Origin of the sequence: Burkholderia diffusa (assembly GCF_902499115.1) — a bacterium.
In the GTDB taxonomy this organism is placed as follows: domain Bacteria; phylum Pseudomonadota; class Gammaproteobacteria; order Burkholderiales; family Burkholderiaceae; genus Burkholderia; species Burkholderia diffusa.
In genome coordinates, this window is sequence record NZ_CABVPN010000037.1 from 1 (window position 1) to 18,793 (window position 18,793).

Sequence of the window (18,793 nt, forward strand, 5' to 3'; positions counted from 1 at the left end):
GTCAAACAACTGGTCAAGCGAATCGATCAATTCGTTTCCCACTACAACGAAAACTGCAAACCGTTCGTCTGGACCGCGTCAGCCGATTCCATCCTCGAAAAGCTGCATCGACTTTGCTCGCGAATCAGCGGAACAGGACACTAGCCTCCCGGTTTCGGCCCCGGATACCGGCCTGCAGCGTCCGGCGACCGCATGCGCAGGCTCAGGCGACGGATCGCGAATATCCGCAGGTAATCATGCACGCGGGCATCTTTCGTCAGCGTCGCGATTTCGTCGTCGAGCATCCGTCGCAACGCGTCGTCCGAAATCGACAGGTCGCGCGCCAAGGCCGCCAACGACGCGAACAACCGATCCTGGTTCATCACCGCCCTCCCGCAAGGCCAAGGCCTTCATCCACGGTCGTCCTGGCTGAATCCATTGATACGCGCGGCAGCGCCACCGCGCTTGACATGAGTCAACAAGCCCCGGATCGATGCGCGGCCCTGACCGCAGATCCAGCCGGCCGGCGAGGGTGTTCCGGAGTTTGACTTGCGTCAATCGCCGACCTGGGACCACGCATAGACTGGATAATTTGCCGGACACCGCGCGATGGCAAGCGCTCGTGTGACATGCATGCCGGGAGACCTGCCCGCACTCGCGTGGCTCGCGGTTGGGACGGCGTCCGCCCAGGTGCCGGCGCCCGCCGCGCTCGTCGACCCGCATCAATGCATGTTCTGCCACACCGCCGACATGTCGTTCCTCGCACCGTCGTTACACCAGATCGCGGAGCGGTATCGGGACACACCGCGTGTCGAGGACTTGCTCGCGAACAAGCTGAGACTGGGCGGCCGCGCGCACTGGGGCGACACCGCGATGCGGCTGCCCGCCGAGCGTGGCGGCTCGCTGTCCTCCTGGCACGCGCATACGTTGACTCGCTGAGTCATGAGCCAGCAAAAACGTCGGCCGACGGTGACGGCGGCCACCCTCCTTCATCGATTCGGAGCCCATCGTGCGAATCACCCTGCATCTCGATACTTTCGCCTGCGACAACCCTTCCGCCTATGCCATTCTCTGGATCGACACGGCCATGGGCCGCTGGTCGCGCGAAGGTCATGCGGGGATGGACCTGCCCGCGTGGGGGACGCTCGTCCGCGACGGCAGCGCCACCCTGATGACGGGCCCCGACAACGCCGGCGCCCTGTGCTGGCTCGACGATTTCAGCCTCGACACACCGTCCGCGCCGTTCGAAGGCCAGGCCGGCATCGCGCGCTGGCTGCGCGATGCCCGGCAGGCGCCCGTGCCTGGCGAATGGCGGGTGCAGTGTGTCGACGATACGGCGGAGATCCCGGAGCACGAGATATTCACGGGTGACGAAGAAGATTAGCCGGACCAGCGGCGCCGGCTGCGCCGCCCCCGTCGCCCTGGCGGATCGACTCACGCCAGGCGAACCGCGGCGGACCGAAGCGTCGTGCCACGGCGAATCGCGTCCGATGCGCGGAACGTGTCAGCGCGGGTTCTCGTGGGTTTCAGCGGCGGTCCCGGCGAGCTGCCACTCCGCAAGATCGAACGCCCGCTGCAGCGCGTCCAGGGGATCCGCGCCCGTCATATGCGGAACGGGACGGAATTCCCCGTTGCGGGTGATCAGATCGAGTCGTACGTCATACGTCGGCTCGCGGGCCGACATGCCCATGGCCTCGATCGCGAGATGGCAGCCGGCCAGTTGCGTACAGAACGGCTCGAGGCGCATCAGCTGGATGCTCGCTTCCGCCTCCAGCCGAGCCGACCCGGCGAAGCCGAAGTAGGCGATCTGCATCCCGATTCCCATGTTCCGCTCCTGTTGATCGCACCGATTGACGGCGAGAGCCGGTTCTTCATCTTCAGTGTGGTGCGTTCGCAATGCCCGATTTCGTGCATCCATCTTCCGTGGCGCTGGGTTTGCATCGTTGATATGAGTCAAGCGACGGACATCGCCGCACGCTGTCCGCCAACCCGCGCCGGTCTCGCGAAATCGGTGCCGAGCATCCAGCCGGCCGGCAGCGCGGCGGCAACCCGCCGCCGGCTCGTTCCTCTGGAGACGGTGCCGGCATCGGCGATCCGCGCCGGCAACAGCCGCAGGCCCGATCGGTGCGCGGGTCGGACAACCGGACCTTCGGCAACACGCACGGCTGGACCCGCACGAAAGCCGGGGCGGTTTCATCCCGGGCGCCATCAGGCATCCGGCTACAGGCGATCGCGCCGGACCCGCACGACTCGCGGGATCGCCGGCCGCCGCATCGCGATCAATCCCCCGACGCCGGAACAACAGGACAGCATGCCGACATAGAGCGCCCAGCCGTCGTGGGCCAGCATGGCGTGCACCGTTGCGATGAGCCCGGCTTGCGACGCGAAGATCGCAACGTTGGCAAAACACTGGCGAAAATCGGTGGGAAACATGCCGCTCTCCTGGAAAGGGATGACGACTACGACGTTTAAGGCATCCTCATGGGTAGCCCGGGCCGCGGAAATCATCGGCACCGGACAGCCGGCCACGCGCGGGAACCGCACGGCCGCGCTGCCCGGCACTGCGCGCCGGATGCCGCGGCGGCGGCCTGCAAGACGGCAGACCGGGTTCTGCCCCCGCCCGCGCCGCCTGCCGCACGAAACCATCGAACGCGGCAGGCGTAGCCACACGTTCATCTTCGAAGCTTCGGAATCCGCAGCGTTGACTTTTATCAAGCGCTGACACCGTTCCGGCTGTCCGTAGAAAAAACGCGGTGCCGCCCGGATTGCCCGACTGCGCCGTCGACGACTCGCAGCGTCCCCCGTTCACGCCAGGCGATGCCGACCGCCTCGATCGCGCAGTCGACGCCGATCCCGTCGGTCAAGGTCAAGGTCATGATCTCGCCGGCCGTGTCGCCCGCGCGAGCGTCGATGCAGTCGGTTGCGCCGAACCGGCGCGCAACCTCGAGCCGGTTCCAGTCGGGATCGATCATGATGATCCACCCGCTTTGGTAAGCATGCCGAATTGACATACCGTGGATGAGGACTCGGTGAAAATCAACACGCGATCTGCATATAGAGGCCACCGCCTCCCCGACCCGCAGCGCGCTGAGTCGATGCAACCGTCGTCCAGCCATGTCGCCCCCCTACCCACCAACCCACATCGCTACCCGCACTTCGTGAGGAAATCGTGCGGGACGTCAACGGTAGCCGCGAGCACGCCGCCACCCGCAAAACGCTTTGAAATCAGCGATGCAGAGGACGTCACCGAAAGAGATCGGAACAGGCCGGAAGGCCAATGTGGCGGAAGGCAGCCGGAGTCGAACCGACCCGGGAGTGTCTGACACCCCCAACCGGGTTTGAAGCCCGGCCGTACCACCGGATACGAATGCCTTCCGTGGGAAAAACAAAAGAACGACGAGCGCCTACGCCTGTATACCCACCCAACCGCTATCAGGCCGCAGGAAGTGAAGATCGCGGTGGAAGCGAGTATACCCAACCCGATCGAAGAATTCGAGAATCTGGATCGCGCGCTTGCGGCCGAGCCCGGTCGCGTCACGAAACGTCGCCGCATCGAGCCCGCCGCCGCGCGTCGGGGCGAGAAGCGCCACCAGCCCGGCCAGCTCGCGCACGACATCCGCGTGATAGAACAGGTCGCGCACGACCTGGTGCACGTCGCCGCGTCGCGCGAGCTTGCGCAGCAGCGTGCGCACGGCATCCTCGGCCGCGCCCGTGTCGCGCGCCAGATCGCGGACCCACGGCGGATCGAAGCGCCCCGCACGAATCAGCGGCAGCAGTTGCCGCGCCAGCGCTTCCTCGCGCGCATCGAAACTCACCGAATGCGACGGCAGATGCAGCCACGGCCCGCTTCGCGCAACCTCCCCGCCATCCACCAGCGCATCGACCAGCGCACGCCACAGCGCATCGCCGACGAGCGGCGCCGCCATTCGCCGCAGGCGCGCCGCATCGAGCCCCTGCTCGTCCGGCATGCGCTCGTGATACGCGCGCAGCGTGTCGATCGCCCGCGCCTGCAGCGTATTCCAGTGCGCGCGCGCGATCACCGCGCCGTCGTTCGACGCGCGCTCGCGCTGGCCGATCGCCAGGGCGTCGTCCGGCAACGCGAGCGCGCCGGGCGCGAAGCCCGTCAGGTGCGTGAGCATCGTGCGTGCGATACCGAGCGGCGCCTGCGCAAGCAGTGCATCGAGCCGCCCTTCGTCGAGCCATGCCGCCAATGCGTCGAGCCATGCGCGACGCGCGGGCGTACGGCGTTTGCGTGCGGGACCGAACGGGTCGAGCACGCGGCCGCCGCCGACGGTGCGCGTCGCCTGCGGATTGCGGACGATGAAGCGATCGCCCGGCAGCGCGAACACAGGTTCTTCGAACACCAGTTGCACGCGCATCTGCTGGCCGGCCGCGAGCGTATCGCCGTCGAGCAGCGCGACGTGCGCGACGCGATGCAGCGTGCCGAGATGCACGTGCAGCGGCGCCCAGTGCGTCAGCGTGAGCCCCGCATCGGCCAGCAACTTCAGGTCGACGTCGAGACGCGACGACGTCGCGACGAGCCGCGCGTCCGCGACGGTATCGCCACGCTCGACGTCCGCCTTGTCGATGCCGGCCAGGTTCAGCGCGCAGCGCTCGCCCGCGCGGCCCGCGTCGACCGACCGGTTCTGCGCATGGATGCTGCGCACGCGCGCGGCGGCGCCGGTGCGCACGACCGCGAGCGTGTCGCCGGTCGCCACGCGGCCCGCGAACGCGGTACCCGTCACGACGGTGCCCTGCCCGGCGAGCGTGAACACGCGGTCGACCGCGAGCCGGAACAGGCCGTCGTCGCGGCGTGCACGCCACGCGAGCGCCGCATCGGCGAGATGACGCTTCAATGCGGCGACACCCGGATCGTCCGCGCGCGTCGCACAGGTTTCGAAGATCGGCGCGCCGTCGAGCGTCGTGCCGTGCAGCCACGCGGCAATCTCGTCGCGCACCGCCGACAGGCGTGCGGCGTCGACGCGATCGCACTTCGTCAGCGCGACCGCGCCATGCGTGATGCCGAGCAGTTGCAGAATCGCGAGATGCTCGCGGGTCTGCGGCATCACGCCGTCGTCGGCGGCGATCACGAGCAGCGCGAAGTCGATTCCGCACGCGCCGGCCGCCATCGTATGAATCAGCTTCTCGTGGCCCGGCACGTCGATCAGGCCAAGCACGTCGCCATTCTCGAGCGGCGTATACGCATAACCGAGTTCGATCGAGATGCCGCGCGCCTTCTCTTCCTTCAAGCGATCGGTATCGACGCCCGTCAGCGCGCGCACCAGCGTCGTCTTGCCGTGGTCGATGTGCCCTGCGGTTCCGACGATCATGCAGCCGGCCCCGCGACCTGCACGCATTGCGCGACGAATGCCGCTTCATCGGCCGCTTCGAGGCAGCGCAGGTCGAGCCGCAGCGCATTGTCGGCGATGCGGCCGATCACCGGACGCGGCCATTCGCGCAGTTTCTTTTCGAGTTGCGCGAGCGCACGGCCGCCGCGCTTGCCGTCCGACGTGCGCACGACGAGCCCGGCGCTCGGCAACTGATCGACCGGCAGCGCACCGCTGCCGATCTGGCTGAACATCGGCTCGACCGTCACGTCGAAACCGCTGTCGAGGGCGGCCTGCAACGCCGGGCGCACACGTTCGGCGGCCTCGGCGATATCGCGCTGCGGCCGCGTCAGCAGGCGCAACGTGGTGAGCCGCTCGCGCAGGAACTCCGGCGCCCGGTAGAGCCGCAGCACGGGTTCGAGCGCGGCGAGCGTCAGCTTGCCGACGCGCAGCGCGCGCTTGAGCGGATGTTTCTTGATCTTCGCGACGAGCGCGCGATCGCCGACGATCAGGCCGGCCTGCGGCCCGCCGAGCAGCTTGTCGCCGCTGAACGTGACGAGGTTCGCGCCGGCCGCGACGGTCTCCTGCACTGTCGTCTCGTGCGGCAGGCCCCATTGCGACAGATCGGCGAGCGTGCCGCTGCCGAGATCGACGGCGACGGGCAACCCGTGCTCGCGCGCGAGCGGCGCAAGTTCGGCCAGCGTCACTTCCTTCGTGAAGCCGCTGATCGCGTAGTTGCTGCAGTGCACCTTCATCAGAAGCGCGGTGCGCGGGCCGATCGCGTCCGCGTAGTCGCGCAGATGGGTGCGGTTGGTGGTGCCGACCTCGCGCAGCCTTGCGCCCGCGCGACTCATGATGTCGGGGATGCGGAATGCGCCGCCAATCTCGACCAGCTCGCCGCGCGACACGACGACTTCCCGCTTCGTCGCGAGCGCGGACAGCGCCAGCAGCACGGCCGCCGCGTTGTTGTTGACGACGGTCGCGGCGTCCGCGCCCGTCAGTTCGCACAGCAGATCGTCGATCAGGTCGTCGCGATCGCCACGACGGCCCGTGGCAAGATCGAATTCGAGGTTGACCGGCCGCGTGAGCACGTCGACCACCGCGCGCACCGCGTCGTCGGGCAACAGCGCGCGCCCGAGGTTCGTGTGCAGCACGGTGCCGGTCAGGTTGAACACGGTACGCACCGCGCCCGCGCTCTGCGCGGCCAGCGTGCGCGCGACGGCCGCGGCGATGCGCGGCTCGTCGAGCGGTTCGGCGGCCGCCGGATCGTGCTGCGCGGCGGTACGCCAGCGTTCGAGCTCGGCGCGCACTGCGTTCAGCACGCGCGTGCGGCCATAGTCGGCGAGCAGCGGTTGCAGCGGCGCCGACGACAGCACACGCTCGACCGACGGCACGCGCGCGAGCACGGCATTCAGTTCATTCAAACCCGGTTCGGTCACGTCGTGGTGGCTCCAGTCTCATGCTTCGCAGTTGGCCGGCGCCGGCGCTCGCGCACCGCCCCGGCGACTGCCGTCAATCCGCTTCCCGCGAGACGTCCGGCCACAGCAGCGGGTTCGGCGAACTGCGCTGGTAGCCGGCCTCGTTCATCAACAGGTCGAGCGTGAGACTCGCGAGATCGTCCGCCAGCGGCTCGAACTCGTAGTCCTTGTCCTGATAGCCGATCTTGCGATAGGTCTTGCACTCGTCGCACGATTCGGCCTTGACGGCTTCGCTGCCACCCTCGATCCCGTGATACGCGATGCCCTTCGTCGAGTCGCAATGCGAGCACTTCGTGCGCACCATGTGCCACTCGGTCGTGCACAGCCCGCATTGCAGGAAGCGGTAGCCCTGGTACTGGCCGCCGACCCGCACGACGCTCGCGACCGGATGCGTGCCGCACACGGGGCACAGCCCCGGCTGGTCAAGGTACGGAACGTCGGCCGGTGAAACGCGGCTGGCGAGATCCGTCCAGACGACCTGTAGCGCCGCCATCAGGAACGGCGCGGTGGCCGGGTCGACTTCGGCGAAGCGCAGCGCGAGGACCGCGTCGGCCTGCGCGTCGAGTTCGGCGGGCGCCATCAGGCGCAGCCGGTCGAGCAGCTTCGCGAGCTGCGGGTTGACCAGCCCGGCGCCTTCGACCCGGTCGAGCAGTTCGTACAGCACGGCGCGCCAGCGCGGGTCGCGCTCGCCGCCGAGCGCCGGCACGAGCGGCATCGAATGCTGCTGAGCACGTGCGATCGCTTCCTTCGACGGCAGCGGCAGCTCCAGCGTCTGCAGCGTCGCGTGCTGCGCATCGGCGACGGTGGCCATCAGCCGCAGGTAGCCGCTGATCGGGTTCAGGTCGGCCAGCTTGCGCAGCCGCGCGGCGCGGGCCGAGAACGCGGTGGCGCGCTCCGGCAGGCGAAAGCGCGGGATGGCCGAATGATCGAGTGCCGAGATCTCGGTCGGTTCGAGAATGCGTTGTGTCACAAAAATGTCTTCCAAATAAACAAGCGCCGACAGGTCGGCGCTTCGGGCGGTTCCGACGGCTGACGGGCCGGCCCGCCGCGATCGGCGAGCCGCCCCGCTCCGGTGCGTTATTTCACGCTTTCACGGAACCACTTCGGGTGATGCTTGCGAGCCCAGCCCAGCGTGACGGTGCCGCGCACCATCGCGCCGATCGAGCCCTTCACCCACAACGCCGCGTAAATGTGCACGATGATGCTCGCGATCAGCACGAAGGCCGCCACGGCATGCACGACAGCGGCCGCGCGGATCACCCCGATCGGGAAGTAGAACGAGAAGTAGCGCCGCCAGATCACGATTCCCGACAGCAGGAGCAGCAGCAGGCACGCCACCAACGTAAAGAATAGCAGCTTCTGCCCGGCGTTATAGCGCCCGACAGGCGGCAGCTTGTCTTCCTGGTTGGTCAGCACGTCGCCGATCTGCTTCAGCCACTGCCGGTCGTCCGCGTCGAGCGCGTTGTGGTGCCAGAAGCGCACCACCAGGATCGCGAACGACACGAACATCACGAGGCCGACGAACGGATGCAGGATCCGCGTCCACTGGCCGCCGCCGAACAGTGCGGTGAGCCAGAACATCGACGGATGGAACAGCGCGAGCCCGGACAGCGCGAGCAGCACGAACGTGATCGCGGTGATCCAGTGGTTCGTGCGCTCGTTCGCCGAGTAGCGGACGATCAGGTTGGGGTCGTCGTGCTTCATTTTCCGTCCTCCTTGATGCGTCGCGCCTCGTCGCGGGCGGCGGCTTCCTCGTCCTCGCTGACCTCGTTCGGACCGACCCGGGTGTAGTGGAAGAACCCGGCCAGCGCGGTGAGCGCGAGACCGGCGACCGCGAGCGGCTTCGCGATGCCCTTCCACAGCTTCACCATCGGGCTGATCGACGGATTGTCGGGCAGCCCGTGGTACAGCGACGGCTTGTCCGCGTGGTGCAGCACGTACATCACGTGCGTGCCGCCGACGCCCTGCGGGTCATACAGCCCCGCATGCTCGAAGCCGCGCTCTTTCAGGTCCTCGATCCGCTCGGCCGCGTGCTGCTTCATGTCCTCCTTGGTGCCGAACACGATCGCGCCCGTCGGGCAGGTCTTCACGCAGGCCGGTTCCTGGCCGACCGCGACACGGTCGGAGCAGAGCGTGCACTTGTACGCGCGATGATCCTTCTTCGAGATCCGCGGAACGTTGAACGGGCAGCCGGTCACGCAATAGCCGCAACCGATGCAGTTCTCCTCGTGGAAATCGACGATCCCGTTGTTGTACTGCACGATCGCGCCTGGCGACGGACACGCCTTCAGGCAGCCCGGATCCTCGCAATGCATGCAGCCGTCCTTGCGGATCAGCCACTCGAGGTCGCCTGCCGGGTTCTCGTATTCGGAGAACCGCATCACCGTCCACGAGTGCTCGGACAGGTCGGCCGGGTTGTCGTACACGCCGACGTTGGTGCCGACCTCGTCGCGCAGGTCGTTCCACTCCATGCATGCCGTCTGGCATGCCTTGCAGCCGATGCACTTCGATACGTCGATCAGCTTCGCGACGCTCCCGGTCACCGGTTCGCGCACCGTGGGCGGTGGCGTCGTGGTGGCCGAGACGCGCTTGATATCCAGCGATTGCAATGCCATCTCGTCCCCCTTACGCCTTTTCGACCTTCACCAGGAACGACTTGAATTCCGGTGTGTACGAGTTGCCGTCGCCTACGGACGGAGTCAGGGTATTGGCGAGATAGCCAGGCTTCGTCAGCCCCTTGAAGCCCCAGTGCAACGGGATGCCGACCGTCTGGACCTTCTTGCCCTCGATCGTCAGCGGCTTGATCCGCTTCGTGACGAGCGCGACCGCGACGATGTAGCCGCGCTTGGACGACACCTTCACGCGATCGCCGTGCGCGACGCCGACTTCCTTCGCGAGATCTTCGCCGATCTCGACGAATTGCTCGGGCTGGATGATCGCATTCAGCCGCGCATGCTTGGTCCAGTAGTGGAAATGCTCGGTCAGCCGGTAAGTCGTCGCGACGTGCGGGAACTCCGACACCTTGCCGAACGACGCGCGGTCGTCCGGGAACACGCGGGCAGCCGGGTTGTTCAGCGCCTGCGGGTTGTCAGGGTGCAGCGGATTCGCCGCGAGCGGCGTCTCGAACGGCTCGTAGTGCTCGGGGAAAGGACCTTCGTTCATCCCTGCGCGGGCGAAGAAGCGCGCGACGCCTTCCGGGTTCATGATGAACGGACCCATCCCGTTTTCGGGCGGCTCGTCCGCCTTGAAGTCCGGCACGTCGGCCCCCTTCCACGCACTGCCGTTCCAGCCGATCAGCTTGCGGGTCGGGTCGAACGGCTTGCCGGCGACGTCGCACGACGCGCGGTTGTACAGGATCCGCCGGTTGGCCGGCCACGCCCACGCCCAGTTCAGCGTCTGGCCGATGCCGGTCGGGTCCGAGTTGTCGCGCCGCCCCATCTGGTTGCCGGCCTGCGTCCAGGCACCGCAGAAGATCCAGCAGCCGCTCGCGGTCGTGCCGTCGTCCTTCAGCTGCGCGAACGCGGCGAGCTGCTCGCCCTTCTTCACGAGCGTCTTGGTCGGATCCTTCGGGTCGGGCAGATCGGCGAGCGCCTTCCCGTTGAACTCCATCGCGAGCTCTTCGGGCGTCGGGCTTTCCGGGTTCGCATACGGCCAGGTCAGGTTCACGATCGGGTCCGGATACTTGCCGCCGTCCGTCTGGTACATCTTGCGCATGCGCAGGAACAGCCCCGCCATGATCTCGAGGTCGCTCCTCGCCTCGCCCGGCGGCTCCGCGCCCTTCCAGTGCCATTGCAGCACGCGGCTCGAACTGACGAGCGAGCCGTTTTCCTCCGCGAAGCACGTGGTCGGCAGACGGAACACCTCGGTCTGGATCTTCGACGCATCGACGTCGTTGTAGTCGCCGTGATGCTTCCAGAACTCGGAGGTCTCGGTCGCGAGCGGATCCATGATCACGAGCCATTTCAGCTTCGCGAGGCCTGCTGCCGTCTTCACCTTCGACGGCGCCGCCGCGAGCGGGTTGAAGCCCTGGCAGATGTAGCCGTTCATCTTGCCGGCATTCATCAGCTCGATCGCCTGCAGCAGGTCGTACTGCTTGTCCAGCTTCGGCAGGTAGTCGTAGGCCCAGTTGTTCTCGGCTGTCGCCGCATCGCCCCACCACGACTTCATGAAGCTGACGTGGAAAGCCTTGTAGTTCTTCCAGTAGCTGAGCTGGTTCGGCCGCAGCGGCAGTTGCACGCGCTTCTTGATGTAGCCGTCGAAATCCTGCTCGGCCTGCATCGGCAGCGTCATGTAGCCCGGCAGCAGGTTCGACATCAGCCCGAGGTCGGTCAACCCCTGGATGTTCGAGTGGCCGCGCAGCGCGTTCATGCCGCCGCCGGCGATGCCGATGTTGCCGAGCAGCAGCTGCACCATCGCGCCGGTGCGGATGATCTGCGCGCCGATCGAATGGTGGGTCCAGCCGAGCGCGTACAGCACCGTGCCGGCGCGGCCGGGAACGGCCGTCGTCGCGAGCATTTCGCACACCTTCAGGAATTTCTCCTTCGGCGTGCCGCACGTCTGCTGAACCATGTCCGGCGTATAGCGCGCGTAGTGCTGCTTCAACAGGTTGTACACGCAGCGCGGATGCTGCAGCGTCGGGTCGACCTTCACGAAGCCGTCGTCGCCGCGTTCGTAGTCCCAGGTCGATTTGTCCGGGTACGCGTGTTTCTCCGCGTCGTAGCCGGAATAGATGCCGTCGTTGAACGCGAAGTCCTCGCGCACGATGAACGAGAAGTCCGTGTAGTTCTTCACGTACTCATGCTGGATCTTGTCGTTCGTCAGCAGATAGTTGATCACACCGCCCAGGAAGACGATGTCGGTGCCGGTGCGGATCGGCGCGTAGTAGTCGGCCACCGAGGCCGTACGCGTGAAGCGCGGGTCGACGACGATCAGCCGCGCCTTGCGGTGCGCCTTCGCCTCCGTTACCCACTTGAAACCGCACGGATGGGCCTCGGCTGCATTGCCGCCCATCACTAGAATCACGTCCGCGTTCTTGATGTCGACCCAATGGTTCGTCATCGCTCCACGGCCAAACGTCGGGGCAAGACCTGCCACCGTCGGGCCATGTCAGACACGCGCCTGATTGTCGAATGCGAGCATCCCCAGACTGCGGATGGTCTTGTGGGTCAGGTAGCCGACCTCGTTGCTGCCCGCCGACGCGGCCAGCATGCCGGTCGTCAGCCAGCGGTTGACCTTCGCGCCGTCTTCGGTCGTCTCGACGAAGTTCGCGTCGCGGTCGGCCTTCATCAGCTTCGCGATCCGGTCGAGCGCGTCGTTCCACGAGATCGGTTCCCACTTGTCCGAGCCGGGCGCCCGGTATTCGGGATGCGTCAGGCGGCTCGGGCTGTGGATGAAGTCGATCAGGCTCGCGCCCTTCGGGCACAGCGTGCCGCGATTGACGGGATGGTCGGGATCGCCTTCGATATGGATGATGCTCGGCTGTGCGTTCTTCGCGCCGTCACCGAGGCTGTACATCAGGATGCCGCAACCCACCGAGCAATACGGGCAGGTGTTGCGCGTTTCGACTGTGCGCGCCAGCTTGTACTGTCGGACCTCGGCGAGCGCTTCCGTCGGAGAAAAGCCCATCAGGGCAAGACTCGATCCGGCAAGCGACGTGGCCGTCACCTTCAGGAACTGGCGCCTGGACATTTGTAGCATGATGGTCTCGGCGTTTTTGTGGGGTGAGGTGAAACTGAAAGGAATTATAGACAGTTCAGGCAACTATGATCGAATCCTCGGATCAATACCGATGTGTCTGATCCCGCCGATGTCCTTGCGTTAAACGCCCAACCGAACCGTCATGAAACGACAGATTACGTCCGAAGCCACCCGTCTCGCACAACAACAGGCCAACTGGGCACTCAACGCGTTCAAGCGCTTCTCGTCCGACCGCTGCTCGGCGATGGCCGCGAGCATCGCGTTCTTCTCCGCTTTTTCGCTCGCGCCGACGCTCGTGATGGTGATCGCCGTGGCCGGCTGGTTCTACGGCGACGACGCCGCACGCGGCCAGGTATTCGAGCAGGCGCATCAGCTGATCGGCGACGACGCGGCGGCCAGCATCCAGACGATCGTGCAGAACGCCCATCGCGCGGGCCAGCGCGGCGGAATCGCGACGCTGATCTCGTTCGCCGCGCTCGCGATCGGCGCGTCGGCGACGTTCGCGTCGCTGAACACCGCGCTGAGCGTGATCTGGCCGAGCACGGAAAGCCGCTGGTCGAGCATGCTCGGGCTCGTGCGCGTGCGGCTGGTTTCGTTCGGGCTCGTGCTCGGCGTCGCGTTCCTGCTGATCGTGTCGCTGGTGCTCGACACCGCGATCACGTTCATCGGCACCTGGCTGCTCGGCGATTCGCCGTACGTCGCGATCACCAACCTGCTGCAGTTCTTCGTCGGCATCGCGGTGCTCGCGGGCGCGTTCGCCGCGCTGATGAAGTTCCTGCCCGATGCGCGCGTCGCATGGCGCGACGCGATGACCGGCGGGATCGTGTCCGCGATCCTGTTCTCGGGCGGCAAGAAGCTGTTCGCGCTGTATCTCGCGCGTGCGGGCACGGCAAGCGCATTCGGCGCGGCCGGATCGTTCGCGGTCCTGCTGATGTGGCTGTACTTCTCGGCAGCCGTGCTGCTGCTCGGCGCGGAATTCGCGGCCGCGCGCGGCGATGCGCATCGCCGCACCGGCAACGTTGCGGCCGTGTCCGCGCAGGCGGATCGCGCAAGCGGCGACTGATTCCCCACGTATTGCTTCGCGCGCACCGCGCGCATCGTGTCACCGCCCTACGCGACCGCCGCCCTTTGCGCAACCACCCCGCCCCGCAGGGCATTCCAGCACGTTGATGCGCTCTTTACATAGGCAGGCGATGCGCGCTGCGAAGGCAAACGTTTGCATGCCTCGATTTCCGTGCGCGAACCCGCGAAACTTGCCCTTCTCCTGCCGGGCGCATCACCCGCTGCAACAATCGCGGCGCAGCAATTGTCAACTATTTCAAAAAGAGGAACAGTCCTTGATGTGCTTGATATATATGGACTTTTTCCCGCTGTTACCTTTTCGAGACACTTTATTTTTTAAGCTTTCTTGCATGTATGGCACTGAGCTATTCTCCAATCCGCAACAAATAACGAATGACGATTCATTTGCGTGGAGATACTCAACGATGAAGAAACTCGCACTCTCGACCCTCTCGCTCGCCCTGCTGGGCGCCGCTGGCGCTGCTCACGCTCAATCGAGCGTCACGCTGTATGGTGTGATCGATACGTCGATCACGTATGTTCACGGTAACGACGGCCAAGCCAACAACTCGTGGTCGATGGGCAGCGGCAACCTGCAAGGCAGCCGCTTCGGCCTGAAGGGTGCAGAAGACCTCGGCGGCGGCCTGAAGGCGATCTTCCAGTTGGAAAACGGCTTCAACTCTGCATCGGGTGCGCTGGGTCAGGGTAAGCGCATGTTCGGTCGCCAAGCTTACGTCGGTCTGGAAAGCAACCAGTACGGTACGCTGACGCTGGGTCGCCAGTACGACCCGATCGTCGACCTGGTTCAGGGCGTCACGGCTGACAACTATTTCGGCAGCGTCTTCGCAACGCCGGGCGACGTCGACAACAACGACAACAGCCTGCGCGTCAGCAACGCGATCAAGTACACGTCGCCGGTGTTCGCCGGGTTGCAGGTCGAAGGCATGTACGCCCTCGGCGGTGTTGCAGGCAAGACGGGCTCAGGCCAAACCTGGTCGGTCGCAGCCGCCTACAACAATGGCCCGATCGGCGTTGCTGCTGGTTACTTCTACGCAAACAACCCGACGCCGACCGCCGGCGCGCGCACCGACTGGACGTCGACGACGTCGGACAACATCGTCGACGGCCCGATCAACCAGGGCTACGTCTCGGCGAAGTCGATCGGCATCGCGCAAGTCGCCGGCCAGTACGCCATCGGCCCGGTGACGCTCGGCCTCGGCTACAGCAACGCACAGTACAAGCCGGACGCATCGTCGGGCTTCGGTTCGACCGAGAAGTACAACACGGGCCGCGCGTTCGTGACGTATCAGGTCACGCCGCCGGTGCTGCTGGGTGTCGGCTACTCGTACACGAAGGCGAGCGGCAACACGGACGCCAAGTACCATCAGGTTTCGCTGGGCGCGGATTACTCGCTGTCGAAGCGCACGGACATCTACCTGGTTGGCGCATACCAGCACGCAAGCGGCACGCAGCTCAACGCCGACGGCACGACGTCGCCGGCACAAGCTTCGGTCGGTTCGTATGGCATCGCCGGCACGAAGTCGCAGGAAATCGTTGCACTCGGCCTTCGCCACAAGTTCTAAGAAGTACGTTTCCGGTGTGCATGGCGTCTCCGACGCCATGTCGCCGAACTGCAAAACCAGTCACCGGCTTCGGCCATGGCTGGTTTTTTTTCGTCCGTTGCCGGCGGCGCCGTGGCGGGCGATGGCCGCGGTCGGCACTCTGGGTACGGCAACCGGCCGGGAGCGGTTCCTGAGCCGCCTGTCGCGCGCTGGAAGCCTGTCCAACGCATCCGGACACCCCTTGCTGTCCGAGATCTGCATACGGCCGGTCAGGCGCACACCGCCGCACGGGCCACGCCACATCCCTCTTGACGCCTGACAACGGGATCCGTCATCGCAACGGACGCGTGTCCGTGCGCCCTGCCGATTTCGATGCCGTGACGCGAAGCACTATGCTTCGACGTGTCGATTTCGACGGCATTCGCCCGTCGTATCGATGGCGGCACGCGAATTGCGCCGTCCCTCATCGACATCCGACAGGAGACGCTCCATGACGATTCAGAAGATCACGCCGTTCCTCTGGTACGTGACGGAAGCCGAAGAAGCCGCGGCCTTCTACGCCGGCATTTTCCCGAACTCGCGCGTCGTGCGCGTCACGGCGGTAGCCGGCACCAGCGGCACCCGGATGGTCGAATTCGAGCTGTTCGGCCAGCCGTTCATCGCGATGAGCCACCCGCGCACCGAGACGTTCAATCACGCGATCTCGCTGATGGTCAGTTGCGCCGACCAGACGGAACTCGACCGCTACTGGAGCGCGCTGCTCGACAACGGCGGCACGGCCGACGGCTGCGGCTGGCTGCGTGACCGCTTCGGCGTCTCATGGCAGATCGTGCCCGACGCGCTGATCCCGATGATGGCCGACCGCGACGAGGCCAAGGCGGCGCGCGTGGCCGCGGCCATGATGCAGATGACGAAGTTCGACGTCGCCACGCTGAAGGCCGCCTACGCCGGCACGGCGGGCTGACGAAGCACGGGCGCTGCGGCCTCCTTCGCGCGGGCATCGGCACGCCTGTGGAGCGCGTGCGATACGCGCATGATCGCGGTCGTCGACGCGGTTGCCTCGCACCGCGATGCAATCGCGGGCAGCGGCCGTTCGCGCGCTGCTACGCCGACAACATGGCTTCGACGATCCGTCGCACGGAACGCACGAATGCGGCGACCGGTTCGCCCGACAACAGCGTGTCGGCACCCTCACCGCCGCCGCGCAGATAGACGGTACGCGCGGCCGACAGGACGGGCCGGTACGTGTCGGGCAGGCGCGCCGGCGCTCACGTCGCGGCGACATCCTTCGGCGCGATCCCGCCGGTTGCGGCGCCGTACCAGATGCGTGCGATCGCGAGCACGACGTTGCATTCGTCGCCGCGCCAGTCCGGCTCGGCATCCCACTGCGCACCGTGAAGTCGCTTGCGGGCACCGCGTCGAACCATGCGGCCGCGCGCGGCCCGCGCAGCGCAACGTCGTGCTGCCGCACCTTGGTCAACAGAATCGCCAGATCGTGATCGACGCACGCCGGCTCGACGATACCCGCGCGACACACGCGCAACGCGTGGCGATGCCCAGCCGCGCGCCGGCACGAACACGACGATCCGGCCATCCGTGCAAGCGGCCCGCAGCACCGGATGCGCATCACGTCATGCCGTATCCGCGCCATGCGATGCCGACGCGGCCGCGCGATTTGCGCGGCGCAATAAAAATCCCCGCACGCTTTCGCGTACGGGGACCGTCGGACATCGCAACGGCCGCCGCATTCGGCGACCGTTACGCGGCATTACGCAGCCGCGTCCTTCAGCTTCTTCAGCGCACGTGCCTTCACGCGCACGCTGGCCGGCTTTGCCGGGAACCAGCGCTCTTCGCCCGTGAACGGATCCTTGCCGAAGCGCTTCTTCTTCGCCGGCACGACTTGCGCCGTGATCTTCAGCAGACCCGGCAGCGTGAACTCGCCTGCGCCCTTCTTGTGAACCGAGCCCAGCACGACGTTCTCGAGTGCGACGAGCACTGCCTTGACCGCCTTCACTTCGACAGCTGCGCGCTCAGCGATGTGCGTTGCGAGCGATGCCTTCGTGAACTTGTCCTTCAGCGGCGTCGGAGCAGCCGGTGCTGCCTTCGCGACAGCCTTCTTGGCCACTACTTTCTTCGCGGGCGCAGCCTTTTTGGCAGCCACTTTCTTGGTGGCCGGTGCGGCAGCCTTCTTGGCCACCTTTTTTGCGGAAGTCGCCATGTTTCTCCTACCAGGTGTGGTCGTTGGATACACGAAGCGTGCAACGCGCGCGCTTCAACGCCGGATTCTACAAGCGCCTTGACGCTTCGTGGAGTACTTTTATGCGTTTTCGCGGGGTTTCCCGCAGGTTTTGTTGCGCGCGACCGACTTCGACGGCACGCCAGGGTCTGTTTACGCCTGGAACGCGCATGCGCAAACAGACCCTGGCATCGAAAAACGCCTTCACGTATACGTCCAAACGCGTCCGATCGCGAATTACGTTCGATATTTGCGCACCTATACTGACTTCGCTCAGTGCCCCGGATGCCTTCATGCGCGAAGTCAGATACGTCAAAGGACTCGACGGCCTGCGAGCCATCGCCGTCATCCTCGTTTTCCTGTCCCACAAGGGCCACGTCCTCGCTGTCGACGTGGGCAAGCTCGGTGTGTGGACGTTCTTCTTCATCAGCGGATTCCTGATCGTCGGCGAACTGCATCGCAATCGTCAGGCGATCGAGTGCGGCGCGATGACGCGCCGCCATGCGCTGGCGCTGTTTCTCGCGAAGCGCGCGCTGCGGATCTTTCCCGTCTACTACCTGCTGCTCGCCGCGCTCGCGATCGCGCACGCGCTGTTCTACCAGCGCGGCGTCGATCTCGGGCTCGCGTGGCACGCCACGTTCCTGTCGAATTACTGGATCGGTGCCGTCAAGGACGGCTGGCCGGGCTCCACGTCGCACTTCTGGAGCCTCGCGGTTGAGCAGCAGTTCTATCTGATTGCGCCGCTCACGCTGCTCGCGGTGCCGGCCGCACGCCACGTCGTGCTCGGCGTCGCGGCCGTCGCGCTCTGCGCGTTCGCGCATCTCGCGCTCTACGCGGTCGACGCATCGCCGGTGCTGATCTACGCGTTTTCCCCGTGGAATTTCGCGCTGATCGCGCTGGGTGGCGTCGGTGCGATGGCGCTCGCCGATCGCGGCCAGGACGTCGTCCGCCGCATTCCGCCCGGCTGGCTAGGCGCCGCCGGCGTCGTGTTCTTCCTCGCACTGCCCGCGTTCACGATGCTGCCGGACGTCGTCACGGGGCTCGCGGATCTCGGCCTGTCCGCGTCACTCGGCGCGCTGATGCTGTGGATCGTCACCGAACCCGACCATCCGGCCGTGGCACTGCTCGACTGGGCACCGCTCGTCTATCTCGGCACGATCAGCTACGGCTTCTATCTGTTCCACAACCTGATTCCGGCACGTTTCGGGGAGATGCCCGCGCTGTTCGCGCACGTGCCGATGCCCGCAATCGTCCGGGACGTGCTGCCCGAACTGCTGCAGTTCGCGCTCGCCGTGCTGCTTGCCCATCTGTCGTGGCGCTATCTGGAAAAGCGCCTGCTCGACTTCAAGAAGCCGATCGCCGCGATGCTGGACCGGTACTTCGTCGCGCGGCCGAGCACGTCGCCGCGCTGAGCGTGATACCGGCACGGACGCGACGCAGCCGGTAAGCAAC

17 protein-coding genes, 1 tRNA gene and 2 pseudogenes are annotated in these 18,793 nt (G+C 66.1%); 7 read left to right on the forward strand and 13 right to left on the reverse strand.

Annotated features, from left to right (window positions below):
• Positions 1-144 (forward strand): annotated as a pseudogene (locus BTE28158_RS29180) (IS630 family transposase); the annotation flags it as partial.
• On the opposite strand, the gene BTE28158_RS29185 reads toward BTE28158_RS29180, so the two are convergent.
• Positions 141-362, reverse strand: coding sequence for a DUF3562 domain-containing protein (locus tag BTE28158_RS29185; RefSeq protein ID WP_124904845.1), 222 nt, complete (start codon positions 360-362; stop codon positions 141-143). The pseudogene BTE28158_RS29180 and the gene BTE28158_RS29185 sit on opposite strands and share 4 nt — an antisense overlap.
• 226 nt (positions 363-588) lie before the next feature.
• Here BTE28158_RS29185 and BTE28158_RS29190 point away from each other — a divergent pair, with 226 nt between their 5' ends.
• Entirely contained in the window at positions 589-918 is a 330-nt protein-coding gene (locus BTE28158_RS29190) for a c-type cytochrome (protein ID WP_420868026.1), read from the forward strand.
• Positions 919-988: 70 nt separating this feature from the next.
• A complete protein-coding gene (locus tag BTE28158_RS29195) occupies positions 989-1,363 on the forward strand; it encodes a DUF3564 family protein (protein ID WP_124904843.1) in 375 nt (124 codons plus the stop codon).
• Between the two features lie 120 nt (positions 1,364-1,483).
• On the opposite strand, the gene BTE28158_RS29200 is transcribed toward BTE28158_RS29195, so the two are convergent.
• The 10 genes and pseudogenes from BTE28158_RS29200 to fdnG all read right to left on the reverse strand — a co-directional run bounded on the left by BTE28158_RS29200 (position 1,484) and on the right by fdnG (position 12,481).
• Positions 1,484-1,792, reverse strand: a complete 309-nt coding sequence (locus BTE28158_RS29200; RefSeq protein WP_170296452.1) for a hypothetical protein — start codon at positions 1,790-1,792, stop codon at positions 1,484-1,486.
• 407 nt (positions 1,793-2,199) lie between these two features.
• Positions 2,200-2,694 (reverse strand): DUF2964 family protein, encoded by a 495-nt coding sequence (locus BTE28158_RS29205; protein ID WP_151050448.1) that lies wholly within the window; start codon positions 2,692-2,694, stop codon positions 2,200-2,202.
• A 56-nt stretch (positions 2,695-2,750) separates the two neighbouring features.
• A pseudogene (locus BTE28158_RS29210) lies at positions 2,751-2,972 on the reverse strand (alcohol dehydrogenase); the annotation flags it as partial.
• Between the two features lie 287 nt (positions 2,973-3,259).
• Positions 3,260-3,355 (reverse strand) — tRNA-Sec (locus BTE28158_RS29215).
• Positions 3,356-3,383: 28 nt separating this feature from the next.
• Positions 3,384-5,309 carry a selenocysteine-specific translation elongation factor gene (gene selB, locus BTE28158_RS29220; protein ID WP_151050446.1) on the reverse strand — a complete coding sequence of 642 codons (1,926 nt, stop codon included), beginning with the start codon at positions 5,307-5,309 and terminating at the stop codon, positions 3,384-3,386.
• Positions 5,306-6,745 carry an L-seryl-tRNA(Sec) selenium transferase gene (gene selA / locus BTE28158_RS29225; RefSeq protein ID WP_151050444.1) on the reverse strand — a complete coding sequence of 480 codons (1,440 nt, stop codon included), beginning with the start codon at positions 6,743-6,745 and terminating at the stop codon, positions 5,306-5,308. The genes selB and selA overlap by 4 nt, the downstream gene beginning before the upstream one ends.
• Before the next feature lie 73 nt (positions 6,746-6,818).
• Positions 6,819-7,754 carry a formate dehydrogenase accessory protein FdhE gene (gene fdhE / locus BTE28158_RS29230; protein ID WP_174920224.1) on the reverse strand — a complete coding sequence of 312 codons (936 nt, stop codon included), beginning with the start codon at positions 7,752-7,754 and terminating at the stop codon, positions 6,819-6,821.
• A gap of 107 nt (positions 7,755-7,861) precedes the next feature.
• Entirely contained in the window at positions 7,862-8,488 is a 627-nt protein-coding gene (locus BTE28158_RS29235; protein ID WP_059599523.1) for a formate dehydrogenase subunit gamma, read from the reverse strand.
• A complete protein-coding gene (fdxH, locus tag BTE28158_RS29240) occupies positions 8,485-9,399 on the reverse strand; it encodes a formate dehydrogenase subunit beta (protein WP_059679246.1) in 915 nt (304 codons plus the stop codon). Before fdxH ends, BTE28158_RS29235 begins: the two co-directional genes overlap by 4 nt.
• A gap of 10 nt (positions 9,400-9,409) precedes the next feature.
• The gene (gene fdnG, locus BTE28158_RS29245) at positions 9,410-12,481 is read right to left on the reverse strand and encodes a formate dehydrogenase-N subunit alpha (protein ID WP_148096086.1); all 3,072 of its coding nucleotides are present in this window, start codon (positions 12,479-12,481) and stop codon (positions 9,410-9,412) included.
• 142 nt (positions 12,482-12,623) lie between these two features.
• Between fdnG and BTE28158_RS29250 the strand changes: the two genes are divergently transcribed.
• The 3 genes from BTE28158_RS29250 (at position 12,624) to BTE28158_RS29260 (ending at position 16,069) form a co-directional block, all read left to right on the forward strand.
• Positions 12,624-13,544, forward strand: coding sequence for a YihY/virulence factor BrkB family protein (locus tag BTE28158_RS29250; protein ID WP_151050442.1), 921 nt, complete (start codon positions 12,624-12,626; stop codon positions 13,542-13,544).
• A 424-nt stretch (positions 13,545-13,968) separates the two neighbouring features.
• Positions 13,969-15,126, forward strand: coding sequence for a porin (locus BTE28158_RS29255; RefSeq protein ID WP_151050440.1), 1,158 nt, complete (start codon positions 13,969-13,971; stop codon positions 15,124-15,126).
• A gap of 469 nt (positions 15,127-15,595) precedes the next feature.
• The gene (locus BTE28158_RS29260) at positions 15,596-16,069 is read left to right on the forward strand and encodes a VOC family protein (RefSeq protein ID WP_151050438.1); all 474 of its coding nucleotides are present in this window, start codon (positions 15,596-15,598) and stop codon (positions 16,067-16,069) included.
• A gap of 304 nt (positions 16,070-16,373) precedes the next feature.
• On the opposite strand, the gene BTE28158_RS33150 is transcribed toward BTE28158_RS29260, so the two are convergent.
• Together BTE28158_RS33150 and BTE28158_RS29270 are read right to left on the reverse strand one after the other, a co-directional pair.
• Entirely contained in the window at positions 16,374-16,532 is a 159-nt protein-coding gene (locus BTE28158_RS33150; protein WP_420868027.1) for an aminoglycoside adenylyltransferase domain-containing protein, read from the reverse strand.
• 341 nt (positions 16,533-16,873) lie between these two features.
• The gene (locus BTE28158_RS29270; protein WP_011548077.1) at positions 16,874-17,323 is read right to left on the reverse strand and encodes an HU family DNA-binding protein; all 450 of its coding nucleotides are present in this window, start codon (positions 17,321-17,323) and stop codon (positions 16,874-16,876) included.
• Positions 17,324-17,634: 311 nt separating this feature from the next.
• Here BTE28158_RS29270 and BTE28158_RS29275 point away from each other — a divergent pair, with 311 nt between their 5' ends.
• A complete protein-coding gene (locus BTE28158_RS29275; RefSeq protein WP_124904813.1) occupies positions 17,635-18,753 on the forward strand; it encodes an acyltransferase family protein in 1,119 nt (372 codons plus the stop codon).
• The last annotated feature ends 40 nt before the right edge of the window (positions 18,754-18,793 follow it).